General features: G+C 63.9%; 10 protein-coding genes. 3 read left to right on the top strand and 7 right to left on the bottom strand.

Annotated elements, in window-relative coordinates; all coding sequences use genetic code 11:
- Window positions 1–8 precede the first annotated feature (8 nt).
- The 4 genes from L21SP4_RS06630 to L21SP4_RS06645 are packed head-to-tail and all read right to left on the bottom strand — an operon-like array spanning window position 9 to window position 5,792.
- A complete protein-coding gene (locus tag L21SP4_RS06630; RefSeq protein ID WP_052881919.1) occupies window positions 9–1,496 on the bottom strand; it encodes a sulfatase family protein in 1,488 nt (495 codons plus the stop codon).
- Window positions 1,493–3,823, bottom strand: a complete 2,331-nt coding sequence (locus L21SP4_RS06635; protein ID WP_052881920.1) for a glycoside hydrolase family 65 protein — start codon at window positions 3,821–3,823, stop codon at window positions 1,493–1,495. The genes L21SP4_RS06630 and L21SP4_RS06635 overlap by 4 nt, the downstream gene beginning before the upstream one ends.
- Before the next feature lie 5 nt (window positions 3,824–3,828).
- Entirely contained in the window at window positions 3,829–4,833 is a 1,005-nt protein-coding gene (locus L21SP4_RS06640; protein WP_052881921.1) for a zinc-dependent alcohol dehydrogenase, read from the bottom strand.
- Entirely contained in the window at window positions 4,833–5,792 is a 960-nt protein-coding gene (locus tag L21SP4_RS06645; protein ID WP_160300730.1) for a zinc-dependent alcohol dehydrogenase, read from the bottom strand. Before L21SP4_RS06645 ends, L21SP4_RS06640 begins: the two co-directional genes overlap by 1 nt.
- 206 nt (window positions 5,793–5,998) lie before the next feature.
- On the opposite strand from L21SP4_RS06645, the gene L21SP4_RS06650 reads away from it, so the two are divergent.
- Together L21SP4_RS06650 and L21SP4_RS06655 are read left to right on the top strand one after the other, a co-directional pair.
- Entirely contained in the window at window positions 5,999–7,231 is a 1,233-nt protein-coding gene (locus tag L21SP4_RS06650; protein WP_052881923.1) for an IS4 family transposase, read from the top strand.
- A 306-nt stretch (window positions 7,232–7,537) separates the two neighbouring features.
- On the top strand, window positions 7,538–8,587 hold the full coding sequence (locus tag L21SP4_RS06655; protein WP_074041404.1) for a LacI family DNA-binding transcriptional regulator: 1,050 nt from the start codon (window positions 7,538–7,540) through the stop codon (window positions 8,585–8,587).
- Between the two features lie 300 nt (window positions 8,588–8,887).
- Here the strand turns inward: L21SP4_RS06655 and gmk are convergent, their stop codons facing one another.
- Together gmk and L21SP4_RS12385 are read right to left on the bottom strand one after the other, a co-directional pair.
- Window positions 8,888–9,538: a guanylate kinase gene (gmk, locus tag L21SP4_RS06660; protein WP_052881925.1), complete on the bottom strand. Its 651-nt coding sequence runs from the start codon at window positions 9,536–9,538 to the stop codon at window positions 8,888–8,890.
- Window positions 9,539–9,542: 4 nt separating this feature from the next.
- On the bottom strand, window positions 9,543–9,782 hold the full coding sequence (locus L21SP4_RS12385) for a DUF1732 domain-containing protein (RefSeq protein ID WP_074041405.1): 240 nt from the start codon (window positions 9,780–9,782) through the stop codon (window positions 9,543–9,545).
- Between L21SP4_RS12385 and trpB the strand changes: the two genes are divergently transcribed.
- Window positions 9,712–10,797, top strand: a complete 1,086-nt coding sequence (trpB, locus tag L21SP4_RS06665; RefSeq protein ID WP_082116592.1) for a tryptophan synthase subunit beta — start codon at window positions 9,712–9,714, stop codon at window positions 10,795–10,797. The two genes, L21SP4_RS12385 and trpB, sit on opposite strands and share 71 nt — an antisense overlap.
- A gap of 31 nt (window positions 10,798–10,828) precedes the next feature.
- On the opposite strand, the gene L21SP4_RS06670 is transcribed toward trpB, so the two are convergent.
- Window positions 10,829–13,858, bottom strand: a complete 3,030-nt coding sequence (locus L21SP4_RS06670) for an alpha-L-rhamnosidase (RefSeq protein ID WP_144413784.1) — start codon at window positions 13,856–13,858, stop codon at window positions 10,829–10,831.
- Window positions 13,859–13,860 lie beyond the last annotated feature (2 nt).

Consider the following 13,860-nt stretch of genomic DNA (forward strand, 5'->3'; position numbering starts at 1 on the left):
ATTCCACATCATTCGATCTCGACGAGGTGGTGGGGCACGAAATCTTTCGGGTCGGCGGGATACGTACGCTGCCAGCCGCGCTCGCCAAAGGCCCCTTCGCCGCACAGGCCTCCGCGCTCCACGATTTTCTCGTCATTGGCGTCCATGATCGAGGCATCGATCTCCCGGTTCATGATCTCCGAAAGCTCCTCGATCACCCCGCGGCATGCCGGATCGTCAAGCCGGTTCGTGCGGTCGTCCGGATCGTCTTCAAGGTTGTGAAGGGCCTTCGTGCCGCTGTAATAGCGCGTATACTTCCACGGTTCTCTGACGACCATGTAGCCGAGCGAAGACGCGGCGAAGAGGTAGTCGCGCTCCGTTCCGTCATACCCCGGAAGTCCGGGCAGCACTTTGGAGTCGTCGCTCTCGCTGAAAGGCGTTTCGCTGATACGGAGGATGGTGCTGCACAGGTCGGTAAGCGAGACGACGGAATCCACCGTACGGGGTTCCGCGAAGTCCGGCATACGGATAAACAGCGGCACATGAATGCTCGGACGCATGAAGTGGCTTTTGCCGACAAAGCCGTAATCCCCGGCATACTCGCCGTGATCGGCGGCGAAAATGACCACGGTATTCTCGATCCGGCCGGTCCGCTCCAGGGCATCAAGGATGCGCCCGACGCCGATATCGATCTGATGGATCAGGGCGCTGTAGTAGGCCTTGATCCGTTTACGCTGGGGTTCGCTGAACTCGCGGTAGTCTACGCCGTTCCAGTCGAGCCGCATGCCGGCCAGGAAGGCGTCGCGGAACTGATCCGTGATCTCGTTTTCGGGGATGCTGTCCGGCATGTCTTCGGGGTCGAACTGTTCGGCGATATCCTGCGGGGGATCGTAGGGGCAGTGCGGTCCGGGGAAGCCCACCATGCAGGCGAACGGCTGGTCTGAGTCGTACGATTCCAGGAACTCGACCGCGCGGTCCGCGCACCAGATATCCACCTGGTGTTCGAACGGAATACGGCTGGGGGCCGCGCCTTTATGCTCGAAATACCCCGGATTCTCCTTCGCGTGGTACTTCTCGAGACCGTGCGCCCTGAGGTAGTGCCAGTAGTCGTCCCTGACGAGGTAATGCCGCTTGTCCTCCGCGATACTCCGGTGCAGAAAGCCCTCGCTGATATCCCAGGGATAAAAATGCATCTTTCCGATCGCCTCGGTCCAGTAGCCGTTGCGGGCGAGCCGTTCCGGCCATGTGGGCATGCCGCACCGGGCGTGGTCCGGCCGGAGCCAGTGATCGTTGTGAAAGACGCCCGTCCGGATCGCGTTCCGGCCGGTCAGCATCGAGGCCCGCGCGGGGACGCACAGCGGGGAGGGTGAAAAACAGTGCGAATACTTCACGCTTTCCGAACAGAGGCGGTCGATATTCGGGGTCCGCGCGAAATCCGCCCCGTAGCAGCCCAGGTAATCGGCGCGAAGCTGGTCCGGGAACAGCAGCAGTATGTTGGGTTTTTCAGGTCGGCTCATGATGTATTCTCCGGTTTCCGCTCAAAACGGTATTCGCCGTCTCCCTCGATCCACTCCGTGACGCCGCCCGAACTCAGCCGCAGACCGGGTGAGCGGCGGACCCGCACGCGGACCTCTTCCGGCGCGCAGCGCACGACGATTTCCGCGCCGCGCACGCGCAGCGTGAATGCGACGGCTTTCCATCCCTCCGGCAGGCGCGGATCAATCTGCAGACCGTCCGGGGTGACACGCGCGCCTGCAAAACCCTGTACCACCCCGCTGTACGCCCCGCCGTGACAGGCGGTGTGGAGTCCTCCGGCGGTCTCTTCCTTGATGTCCTCCAGGTCCATGGCGGCACCCAGCCGGAACAGGGCCTTCGCGCGTTTGAGCCGGCCGGCGCGGACGGCGACCGCGGCGCATACCCCGGGGGAGAGCGAAGAAAACTGGAGCGTGCGGAGGTCGTAATAGTCAAACGTCGCGCGAACCGTGTCCCCGTCGAAGGCATCCGGCTCGAGGAGCATCGGCAGGATCGCGTCGGCCTGCTTGATGAGCCGGGTCCGGGTGGCATGCGCCTGAAGCGCATCCTGTCGCTCGGCGTCCGGAAGCCCCCGGCCGACCGAGGGGTCGGGGTAGCGGGGCAGACCCGCTTCGCTGTACTCCTTCAGCGGGAGGTCTTCGAGGTTGAAATAGCCCGCAAACTGCTCGATCACGCCGTCCTTCGCGCGGGGGACATGGAGTCCGGATGCGATGTCGCGAAACGTATCCAGTTCGTCATCCCCGAGTCCGGACGCGTCCCGAACCTCGTCGCGATGTTTCGGCGGCGCGCCGTCCCACCACGAGAAGAAGCGTTCGAAGACCCTCTTCGTGAGAAAGTTCGTGTGAAAGTTGTCGTCCACCCCGGTGTGATACTCATCGGGTCCCATCACGTTCCGGATGTGATACGCTCCCGCGTCGGGTCCCTGCCGCCGGGACAGGAAGCTCTTCCAGAAACGCAGCGACTCGACAATCAGCGGCATGAGCCGCGTGCGCAGAAAGGCCTCGTCTCCCGTCTGCTCCGCATAGCGGAAGCAGGCCCAGGCGACGTCCGAGACGATATGGCGCTGATCCAGGATATCGCGACGCAGGGCGCGTCCGTCGTCGGTTACGATCTGGCGGATGCCCTCATTCCCGAGTTCATCGGACTGCCATGGCCAGAGGCACCCCTCGAACCCCTGTTCCCGCGCCCGGCGGCACGCCGCATCGAGCGTGCGCGCCCGGAATGAGAGGATATTGCGGGCGACGGCGGGGGCGGTATTGAGATAGAACGGCAGCAGAAAGATCTCGGTGTCCCAGAAATAATGGCCCCCGTAGTGCTCGGTCGAAAGCCCCTTGGCCCCGATCGAAAAGTCGTCCCGGTCTTCGGCCCCGAGCCCGAGAAGCTGGAAGATATTATAGCGGATCAATCGCTGCGCGTCCTCATCGCCCTCGATCGTCACATCCGCCGACGCCCACTTTTGGCCGAGGGCGGATGCGGACCGCGCGAGTTCTCCGTCGAATCCGGCGTGCTTCATACGCGCCAGGACGAGATCCGCATCTTCAGCCAGCAGCTCCGGATCCTTCCGCCGGGCGTCGTCGACCACCGCGTATTTGACGACCGTGGCCGGCCGGCCGGCGGTGACGTCCAGCTCGACCGACTCCGCCACCTTTTCACAGAAAATCTTTCGTTCGCGTCGGAGGACCGGGGTTTCAGCGCCGAGGAAGGTCGCGAACTCAACATGCGTCCCGCGGTCGCGAAGCGCGAGGCGGGCGTGAAAGTCCTCCTCGTACGGATCGTTGAAGCCGACGAGGTTGAAGTGCCGGATCTGTTCGTCGTACCGGTATCCGCCTTCGCGGCTGGGAAGATACGCGTCAAAAACGGTCTCCACGCGCACCGGCCCCGAATAGTTCTCAAAGGTGAACGTCAGTTCGGCCGCGGCGGCGCGGGGATCGTCGAAGCTGAGGAAACGCCGGCTTTCGAGCGCGACCCGCACCCCGTCGGGCGACTTGAGGATGCAGCTGCGCCGCAGCAGTCCGCCCCGCATATCCAGCTCCCGCCGGTAATCGTGCACGGTGCAGGTGTGCGGTCCGAATCGGGTATCCCCGCAGGCGAGCCGAAGCGTCAGGGGGTCGGGAAAGGTGACGATCTCCGGGGCCAGGGCCTCGGACCGGTCGAAGAGTCCGGCGATATACAGCCCGGGATTCGCCTCCGCAGCTCCCTCGTCCTCTGCGCCCCGCAGTCCCATGCGGGTGTTGCTGAGCGTGAAAAGCGAGGCGCGGAAGGCTGCGGCGTCGGGATCATACCCCCCTGCGTTAACGGTCCACTCACTCATGGCCTTCAGGTTCCGAATTCCACAAGCACCTTGCGGATGTGTTCCTTCCGGGCGCGGATGCGCTCGATCATATCGGGTACGTCGTCGAGCCTGATGCGGTGGGTAATCAGATCGTCGAAGTCGATTATGCCGTTTTCCACGAGGGCGAGCGACTTGATGTGCGCCCATTCGGTGTAGTCGTAATGGTGGCCCGCCGAATAGACCGCCAGCGCCTTCTCATGGATCCAGAAAAAGTTGCCGTCCGGGACCGGTTCGGTGGGTACGCCGAACATCCCCACCCTGCCGAGCCGGCGGGGGAGGCGGCTCATGAGATTGATCGTGTCCGGCTCCCCGCAGGCATCGATGCAGACATCCACGCCCTCGCCGTCCGTCAGGCTTTCGATGCGCGCCACGGGATCTTCGCCGTACGGGTCGATCACGGCGTCCGCGCCCTGCTCCAGGGCGTACTGCCGCCGGTCGGCGATCGGTTCGACCACGAACAGCCGGGCCGCGCCGGCGGCGCGGATCATCCTGCGGAAATAATTTCCGGCACCGCCGTGACCGAGCAGACACACGGTATCGCCGAGACGGACCACCTGCTCGACCATCAGCCACACGGCGGCGGCCATCTCGAGCAGCGCACCGTCTTCCACGGACATCGCCGGCGGGATTTTCAGGTAGTCGCGGTCGATGACCACGTAGTCGGCGAACCCCCCGGAGGCGAACCATCCGCGCACGGAAAGCCGGTCGCCGATATCCACGTCGTCGACCTCGCTTCCCTTGCGCACCACCGAACCGCAGATCTCGTGACCGAGGATGTAGGGGTCGGTCGAGGTGTTCGTGCCCGGCGGGCCGTTATGGACCTCGGCGCCGTCCATCAGATGCTTATCCGTGAGATTGCATATAGAGGTGGCCTCATTTTTGAGAAGAATGCACTTTTCGCTCCAGAACTCGGGCACCGGAACCTTGCGCACCTCCAGCTGACCCGGGGCGGTAACCATCGCGGCCTTCATCGTTTCGGGAATTTGCATTATCCTTCCTCCTCGCTGGTAATTCTGACCTTGATTACGTGATTGATATCCCGGGCGTAGGTCTCAAACGCCTCGTTGATCTCCGAAAGCGGATAGGTGTGAGTGATGAACCGGTCGACGCGGATGCGGCGTTCGGCCAGCAGCTGCAGGGCGCGTTCGAACGAAAAACGGTCCGTGCGGTCCTTGAAGCTCCCGTACGAGAGCAGGGTGTGCCCCTTGTCGTGCATCCGCATGAATACGTACCGGACCGGCTCGGCCACCACGCCGAACTGGATGATCGTGGCCCCGTAAGGCCGCGTCACCCGCGGGGCCAGCTCCGCGGCCGCGGCCCGGCCCGAAGCCTCGATCACCACATCCCCGCCACGCCCGCCCGTCGCCGCCATCACCTGCCCGGGCAGATCCTCGCAGGCGGGATCCAGGGCCTCGTCGGCCCCCAGCTCCAGGGCGAGCTTCCGCTTCATCGGGCTGGGGTCCGTCACGACGACCCGTGACGCGCCGGAGAGCCGGCAGAACTGGGTATAGAGGAGACCGGCCGGTCCCTGCCCGAGAACGACGGCTGTGTCGCCGGGAACGATGCGCCCGAGCGCCATGTGCGTCACCTTGTAGGTCAGTTCGCCCAGCGAGGCCTCTTCCCAGGTCAGTGCCTCCGGCACCGGAAGCACACGATCCTCCGGCACGCAGACGTATCCCGCATACGACCCCCAGGCATCGATCGTCACCCGGTCACCCGGCGCGAACCGCGTGACGCGCGAACCCGTGCGCTCAACCGTCCCCGCCATCTCGTGGCCGAGGATGCTGTTCATCCCCTCTTTCCGGATGCCGGCGATCACCTCGCTGTCCGTCGCACTGCACAGCGTGTTGATCCGCACCCGGATCAGGACCTCGTTCTCCGCCGGCTCCGGAACAGGGACCCGTTCTATCGAGAGTCGTCCCGGCTCACGAAGAACAGCGGCCGTCATGGTTCGTTCTTCCGTCATAGTGTTCAGCTCTTTTCCGTATCTTTTAACGGTCAGGTAAGGGCATTATTCCGTAAAGGCGCGGTGCGATCAAGAGAATGGATAAAATAATTGCATCACTAGCATCCCATTCGCGAAGGACGAAAATTGTAATGGCTGACTGACTGGCTACAATCTTCTTCAGAGTCTAACCCAAAGGAGATTGCGTGATGCCAGCCAGTCGAGCCGGGAGTAAGCGTGCCATTTTTCGCCAGGTCTGTGAACTCATTCCGCCGCACCTTGTGCCGAAACTTGCGCGCAAGCACGGGATCAAGTCGAGGGGCATCACGCCCTGGAGCCATCTGGTGAGCATGCTCTATGCGCAGTTCACCCATGCGATCGGGCTGAACGACGTGGTGGACGTGCTGCGCGCCCATCGGGCGCCGATGGCCAGCATCCGTGGCGCCAAGCCACCGAGCCGCAACGGGCTCTCGCACGCGAACAAGACCCGCGATCCGAAAATGGCCGAGGAGCTTTTCTGGTCGGTGCTCGAGTACTTCGAGACGTTGCGACCGGGGTTCGGTGGCGTGAAGTTCCGCCGACTGCCGAGGCGCTTCAAACGAACGGTGTATGCCCTGGACTCCACGACGATCAAGCTGTTCGCCAACTGCATGGACTGGGCGAAGCACCGGCGGCGCAAGGCGGCCGCGAAGCTGCACCTGCGGCTGAACCTGGAGAGCTTCCTGCCGGCCTTCGCGATTGTCGACTCGGCCAGGGGGCACGACAGCACCAAGGCGCACGAGTTGTGCGCAGGCCTCAAGGCGGGTGAAATCGCCGTGTTTGACATGGCCTACATCGACTATACGCATCTGTTCAGACTGGCCGAGCGGGGTATCTTCTGGGTGAGCCGCGTGAAAGAAAGCATGAACTTGCGCTGCGTGAAGCGGCTGGTGAAGAAGCCCGCGGGGCGCATCCTGCGTGACGATCTCGTGCTCGTTCAGAATCCCGGTAAGCGAAAGGACTATCCGAAGCGCATGCGCCGGATCGTGGCCCGCATCGAGATCAACGGCGAGGATCGGATAATGACCTTCTTTACGAACAACTTCGAGTGGGCGGCCTCGAGCATCTGTGATCTGTACAAGGCGCGATGGAACATCGAAACCTTCTTCAAACAGATCAAGCAGACGCTGCACCTGGGCGACTTCCTCGGGCACAACCGCAAGGCGATTGAGTGGCAGCTCTGGACGGCGCTGCTGATGTACGTGTTGCTCCGCTTTCTGCATACCTGCAGCGATTGGGCGCACAGCTTTACGCGGTTGTTTACCTGCCTGCGCGCGGTTCTGTGGCAACGGCTTCATCTGCTCGCTTATTTGAAATCCTATGGGACAGCACAGGGCAGCTTCCGGATGCAATGGGCCCCACAACAAGCCTATTTGCCCGGATTAGGGTTGTCCCCTCTCTGAGATGTGGGACAGCATCGGGCGCATTTAAAAACAGGGGCATCCTTGATCGCGAAAATTATCAAATGAAACATAGCTCGGAGAAAAAGTGCGACCCTTGCAGGGCAAGGGGTTACGTAAGTCCTGTGCCCCGATATGGGGCCTTATGGGATGCTACTGAAATTGCATTATGTTTTCCGGCGTTTCAGCGACAAAGATAACCCGTGATCGCGTACGAACCTCCGATTCGATTGCGTACGGCGTTCCAACCCGAACAAGGCTGTAATTTTTTGTGGTGCAAATCGCTTCCACTGTGCTAAATACGCGTTCATGAACAGAAAAAGAGAGAAGGTTACACAGCAGGAGATCGCCGAGCGCGTGGGGTTGTCGCGGGCGACGGTGAGCCGGGTGCTGCGAAATGTTACAGGGCCGAAGTCAAGCACGGCGGCGCGGATCATCGACACGGCGCGCGAGATGGGGTACCGCCTCCCGGCTACGGCGAAGACGCCGACACGCAAGGGCACGGGCCGCCAGAAATCCCTGGTGGCCGGCCTGCTGCTGTGCACGCCCGATGAGAGCACATCCTCCAGTTCCGTCGTGCCGATGCGGATCCTTCACGGAGCGACGGATGCGTCCAATGAACGCAACGTGCTACTGCACGTCGAGTATATTTCCGAAAGCGAGGCGGCGGATATTCGCTCCATCGACGACGTCCCCTCTTCTCTGCGGAACAGAAATCTGTCAGGACTGGTGCTGACCGGCTTCCTCCCCGCCGAAACGGTGGACGCGATCTCCGGAAGGAAGACCTGCGTGCGCCTGAACTACCACGACCCCGGCATTGAGATGGACGTGGTGGGACAGGACGACCGAACCGCGGTGCGTCATCATATCCTCGATCTGAGGGAACGGGGACACCGGAAAATCGGGTACTACTGCCGGAAGTCTACGGCCTCTTACGCCCTCTCCCGGTTCGCGGCCTATGTCGAGGCGCTGGCGCTCTTCAATATGGAATACCGCCCCGACTGGTCCGTAAATATCTGGGACCATGCCGACGGCCCGGCCTGGAACCGGGTGGATCGCGCCATTGAGGAAGGGGTGACCGCATGGATCTGCGCTCATGACGACCTGGGCTATGAAATGATCCATCACCTGTCCTCCACCGGGATAAACGTCCCGGACGACATCTCGATCTGCGGGTTCGACGCCCTTCCGGTTCCCGAGGGCATGAAGCCGATGCGTACGATCGACTGGCCGATCGAGGATATCGCGGCGGCGGGCGTCGGCATGCTGATCCGTCGGATCAACGAACCTGCCCGCGCCGTGGGACAGCTTCAGTTTACCGGACGCAGAATCCCCGGCGAAACAGTCGGGAACGCCTGATCCCAAAAGAACGCGTTTTCCGCGTTGGACGGACGCGCTCTGTCGCGTCCGTTCATTTTCCCCGTGGAGGGACGCGCTCTGTCGCGTCCGTTCATTTTCCCCGTGGAGGGACGCGCTCTGTCGCGTCCGTTCATTTTCCCCGTGGAGGGACGCGCTCTGTCGCGTCCGTATTTACGGCCCCGACAAAGCGGGGGCCCTCCAGAAAAGGTTTTTTCCATCGGCGCACGCAAAAGGCATCTTCCCCCCTCTCCCCCAACAACCCAACAACTCTTCTTTCCCTCTCCCTCCCTCTACCCATCCCTATCCCTGCGGGGACATATTCCGGCAATGTTCCGCGAGGACGATCGCCTTCAGGCGATCGAAGGCCTCGTCCAGGCGGTCGTTGACGACCGTATACCGGTAGGTTGGGCGGTACCGCATCTCCGCGGCGGCGACGGAGAGGCGCCGCGCGATATCCTCGGGCGTTTCCGTTCCCCTCGCCTCCAGCCTGCGGCGAAGTTCTTCGCGGGAGGGCGGGACGATAAAGATATCCACGAACCCGCGGCGGACCGGATCGTCGGGCGAGGCCTTCTGCACGATCGCGCGCACCTGTTCCGCGCCCTGCGGGTCGATATCCAGCAGCGCGTCCGAGCCCTGTCCCATGGTCTCGCGCACGGACTCGCGCAGCGTCCCGTAACGACGGCCGTGGACGACCGCGTGTTCGATAAAGGCGTCCTCCCTGACGCGGCGTTCGAACTCCTCCTCGGACAGGAAGTGGTAATCGCGGCCGTCGACCTCACCCGGACGCGGCTTGCGGGTGGTGCAGGAGATGGAGAAAACGAGGCCGGGGAAGTGGTCGAGCAGTTTTTGGGCGAGCGTGCTCTTGCCGGATCCCGAGGGGGCGGAGACCACCACCAGGAGCGGACGTCGGGGCGGGACGGGTTCGGGGAACGATACGTCGGGCGGATGCATGCGGCTACTCCACGTTCTGGCTCTGTTCGCGAATGCGCTCGAGCTCGGTTTTGACGGCGACTCCCGCGCGGGCGATCTCGAGATCGCCCGCCTTGGCCCCGATCGTGTTGATTTCGCGCAGCATTTCCTGCGCGAGAAAATCCAGCGTCCTGCCCGCGGGTTCGTTCCCGGTCATGCTCCGGCGGAACTGTCGCACGTGGCTTCGCAGCCGGGTGCGCTCTTCGCTGATATCGACCCGGTCCACGCCGGTCTACCACGCCGCGCGGCTCTCGGAGTACGCGGGCGGCGCTCAGATCTACCTCAAGCGGGAGGACCTCAATCACACCGGAGCCCACAAGCTCAACCACTGCATGGGCGAGGCGCTGCTCGCGCGACACATGGGCAAGAAAAAGCTGATCGCCGAGACCGGCGCCGGCCAGCACGGCGTGGCGCTGGCGACCGCGGCGGCCTGCTTCGGTCTCGAGTGCGAGATCCACATGGGCGAGGTCGACATCGTGAAGGAGGCCCCGAATGTCAGCCGGATGAAGCTGCTCGGCGCGAGCGTCGTGCCGGTGACCTTCGGGCTCAGGACGCTCAAGGAGGCGGTGGATTCCGCCTTTCAGGCGTATCTCGCGGACTACCGCAACTCGATCTACTGCATCGGGTCGGTGGTGGGGCCGCACCCCTTCCCCCTCATGGTGCGCGACTTTCAGCACGTCGTGGGGGTCGAGGCCCGCGAGCAGTTCCGCGAGATGACCGGGACCGATCCGCACGCCGTATGCGCGTGTGTGGGCGGGGGAAGCAATGCGATGGGCATCTTCTCGGGATTCCTCGACACCGCGGCGAGGCTTTACGGGGTCGAGCCCCTCGGGCGCGGCGACGGAACGGGCAACCACGCCGCCACCATGAGTTACGGGCGCGAAGGGATCATTCACGGCTTCAAGTGCTACCTGCTGCAGGATGAAGAAGGCAATCCCGCACCGGTCTACTCCTGCGCGAGCGGACTGGATTATCCCGGCGTCGGCCCGGAGCACAGTTTTCTCAAGGACGAGGGCCGCGTCCGGTACGTCACCGCGGACGACCGGCAGGCGATGGACGCCTTCCACCGGCTGTGCCGCCTTGAGGGGATTATTCCGGCGCTGGAGAGCGCGCATGCCGTGTCCTACGCTATCGAACTGGCGCGCGAAAGGCGCCACGACGCGATCCTGGTGAACCTCAGCGGACGCGGGGACAAGGATCTCGACTACGTACTCGAACAGTACGGTGCCGGGGACGGGTAACCCGCGGTTCCGGGATCCGGTCTCGCCCGGCTCAGGACCGGCCCCGGAGCATCGGCGCGGTTCTGCGGTGCGTGCCGGGAGTCAGCGTCTCCGACACCCGACCCCCTTCGGTTTCCAGCACCAGTTCTGCGGAGGTCCCGGGCGGGATCACAAAGCGGTATTCGACCTCGTCCCCGCGGCGGGACCAGTCGCTTACGATTTCCCCGTACGGGCATAGGTACGCCGCCTTCGCGCGGGTCAGCGCCTCGCACGCCTTCGGCTCCAGCCGAAAACGGGCAAACCCCGGGGCCTCCTCCAGCGGCCGTATGCCGGCGATGTGGGCATAGAACCAGGCGCTTACGTCGCCGAACATGATGTGATTCGCGGAGCGGTCCACCGACCATGATTCGGGCAGCGTCGTATAGCCCTGCTCCATCCACCAGCCGTACCCCGGGTAGGTCTTCTGAAGGACGAGGCGGCAGGCCAGTTCGTGGCGGCCGTGGGCGCTGAGCACCCGAAGCAGGTACCGGGCGCCGAAAATGCCCGTGTCCGGGTGTCCGTCCGCCGCCTCGACGGCGTCGACGAGCTTTTCGACCACGGCTGCGCGGTTTTCCTCCGGGACCAGTTCGTGGTAGAGGGCGCATGCCTGGGCCGTCTGGGTGCCGTTCGCCACGGTGCCGTCCTCGTGCAGGAACTCACGCCGGAATGAGGCGGCGATCTCCCGGGCGCGCGCGGCGTACCGCGCAGCTTCCCGCTCCATCTGCAGACGTGCCGCCGCTCTCGCGATAATCCTCGCACTGTCGGCCAGCAGCGCGGTTACGGTGACGGCCTTCGCGGTGATGCTCGTTTCCGGACACCAGTCGCCGCGTCCGGCATCGAGGATCCCGTCCGCGGCTTTCGAGTAATAACAGTCGTGGCAGGACCTCATCGCCTCAAAGGTCCGCCGCAGGATTTCTTCGTCACCCGTGTACAGGTAGAGCTGCCAGGGCATGCAGATGATCACGCAGTCCCAGTCGAAGAACCCGTTATACCCCCAGGTGTCGGTGGGCACGATGTCCGGGATCCTGCCGTCCTCATGCCGGCAGTCGAGAAGATCGTCAATCCACTTGGAATAGACGGCGGCTGCATCGAAATTCATCAGCCCCGTCTCAGCGGCGAGGTAGGCGTCCGCCGTCCACCCCGCCTTCTCGCGCGTGGGGCAGTCGGTCGGGAATCCGTGATAATTATTCAGAAACGAGGCGCGGGTGGCCTTCTGAATGCGGTTCAGCAGGTCCGAGGAGCACTCGAACGAACCCGCGGATTCGAGATCGGTGTGCACCACTACCGCAGTCAGGCTGTCTTCCGCGGGCTCGCCGGGAAATCCGCTCAGTTCGATACACTGGAATCCGTGGTAGGTGAAGCGGGGCTCGTACAGCTCATCGCCCTCGCCCCTGAGGATGAAGGTGTCGGTCTGGTACGGCCCCTGATGAGTCCAGGCCTGCAACCGGTTGTCCGGCGCTTCGAAACAGCGCATCACCACACGCGTCCCCTCGGGTCCCGACACCCTCAGGCGCGGGCGGCCGCTGATGTTGCGCGGAAACGTAAACAGGAACGTATGACGCGGGGTCTCCTCGATCGAAACGGCGCGGAGTTCCTCCACGGCGCGCTCGGGCGGGAAGCGCGCCGCTTCCAGCCTTCCGCGGGGGGGCAACATGTCCCGGACCTCCCCCCACGAGACCCCGTCCTCGAGCCGGGCGTCGTAGACCTCGCCGTTGCGGACGCCGTCGAATACGATCGGGGAGCGGGCGGCCTCCCACGTCTCGTCGGTGACGATCCAGTCGATTCCGCCGTCCTCGTATTCGATGCGGAGTTGAACGAGCGCCTTCGGATCGTCACGCCACGAGGCGAGATCCAGATCGAAGAACTCGTAGTTGCACACGTTATACCATCCGTTGCCGAGCCACACCTCCAGCCGGTGCTCTCCCCGGGGCAATTGGGCGGTGAGATCGCAGGTCGCATAAAAGACGCGGCGCTCATAATTCGTAAAGGCCGGATCGAGTTCCCGGTCTCCGGCGCGGCGGCCATCGAGCCGCAACTCGCAGAAGCCGAGGCCGCAGACGGATGCGATCGCGGAGCGGACGGGTTTTTCGATCCGGAATGTCTTCCGCAGCCGCGGCGTCGACCGGGTCTGTCCCCACCGGTCGTCGCGCAGCCGGGCCATCTGCCGCGGCACCCTCCACATGGGCGGATACTGCAGCAGCTCGCGCTCCTCCCCGTCGGGCGCATGGCGTGCCGACCATGAATCGTCGGTGAGGATGCGGTGCTCGCCCTCCTCATCCCGTATCGCCAGGGTCGCCTGAATCCCGTAGCCCTCATGCTCGCGCACCTGGTGGGTGCTGAGTTCCAGATGATTCTCTCCCGGCCGCAGAAAGGGTTTGAGATCCAGATCGACCGGGAGGACCCAGGAGTCGGCGCCCCCGTTGGCGGAGGTCGTGACCAGATCAGCCAGCGTGCCGTTGACGCGCACCTCCGTCTCGGTCCCGTCCACGGCCATGCGGAGTACGGCCCACTCCACCTTCTCCCCGCACCGGAAGGTCCTGGAGAAGGCGTACCGTGTTCCTGGACGCTGGGCCTGCTGGGTGCGCGGCTTCACGTCACCCTCTTTCTCTACCGCCCAGATCCATGCTGATGAACGAAGATTGAGCGCGCGCGCCGTCGGGCCGTCGTCCCGCACCCCCGGGAGCGGATCGCTGCGTCCGATCCAGCGGCCGCGCCATCCGGCGGCGTCCAGCACCCCCATACGCCAGCGCGCCGTGTCGCTCCACGGCGAAACCCCGCCTTCGGCATCCCGCCATCGGACGCGCCAGGCCACGGGTTCATAAGCGTCAAGGGCGCGGCCCCGATAACGCAGTGCAGGTACCGCGGGCTCGACCCATCCGCTGTCCCACAGCAGTTCGCCGTCCTGCAGCGCTTTTTCGTCGCCCGCTGCATGAACCTGAATCGCCACGGGACGCTCGCCCGGCTCAAAGTTCCAGCTGAGCGCCGGAGATCCGGCATCCACCGCAGGCGGATCCTCCTGCCCTTCGCAACGCAGTCGTTTCACCC

Origin of the sequence: Kiritimatiella glycovorans (genome assembly GCF_001017655.1) — a bacterium.
In the GTDB taxonomy this organism is placed as follows: Bacteria; Verrucomicrobiota; Kiritimatiellia; order Kiritimatiellales; family Kiritimatiellaceae; genus Kiritimatiella; species Kiritimatiella glycovorans.

What these genes read in the sequence shown, in the direction of transcription:
- trpB (WP_082116592.1), top strand. Translation starts at nt 9,712, where the DNA reads ATGCTCCGGCGGAACTGTCGCACGTGGCTTCGCAGCCGGGTGCGCTCT.
- L21SP4_RS06630 (WP_052881919.1), bottom strand. Translation starts at nt 1,496, where the DNA reads ATGAGCCGACCTGAAAAACCCAACATACTGCTGCTGTTCCCGGACCAG.
- L21SP4_RS06640 (WP_052881921.1), bottom strand. Translation starts at nt 4,833, where the DNA reads ATGCAAATTCCCGAAACGATGAAGGCCGCGATGGTTACCGCCCCGGGT.
- L21SP4_RS06645 (WP_160300730.1), bottom strand. Translation starts at nt 5,792, where the DNA reads ATGACGGCCGCTGTTCTTCGTGAGCCGGGACGACTCTCGATAGAACGG.
- L21SP4_RS06635 (WP_052881920.1), bottom strand. Translation starts at nt 3,823, where the DNA reads ATGAGTGAGTGGACCGTTAACGCAGGGGGGTATGATCCCGACGCCGCA.
- L21SP4_RS06655 (WP_074041404.1), top strand. Translation starts at nt 7,538, where the DNA reads ATGAACAGAAAAAGAGAGAAGGTTACACAGCAGGAGATCGCCGAGCGC.
- gmk (WP_052881925.1), bottom strand. Translation starts at nt 9,538, where the DNA reads ATGCATCCGCCCGACGTATCGTTCCCCGAACCCGTCCCGCCCCGACGT.
- L21SP4_RS06650 (WP_052881923.1), top strand. Translation starts at nt 5,999, where the DNA reads ATGCCAGCCAGTCGAGCCGGGAGTAAGCGTGCCATTTTTCGCCAGGTC.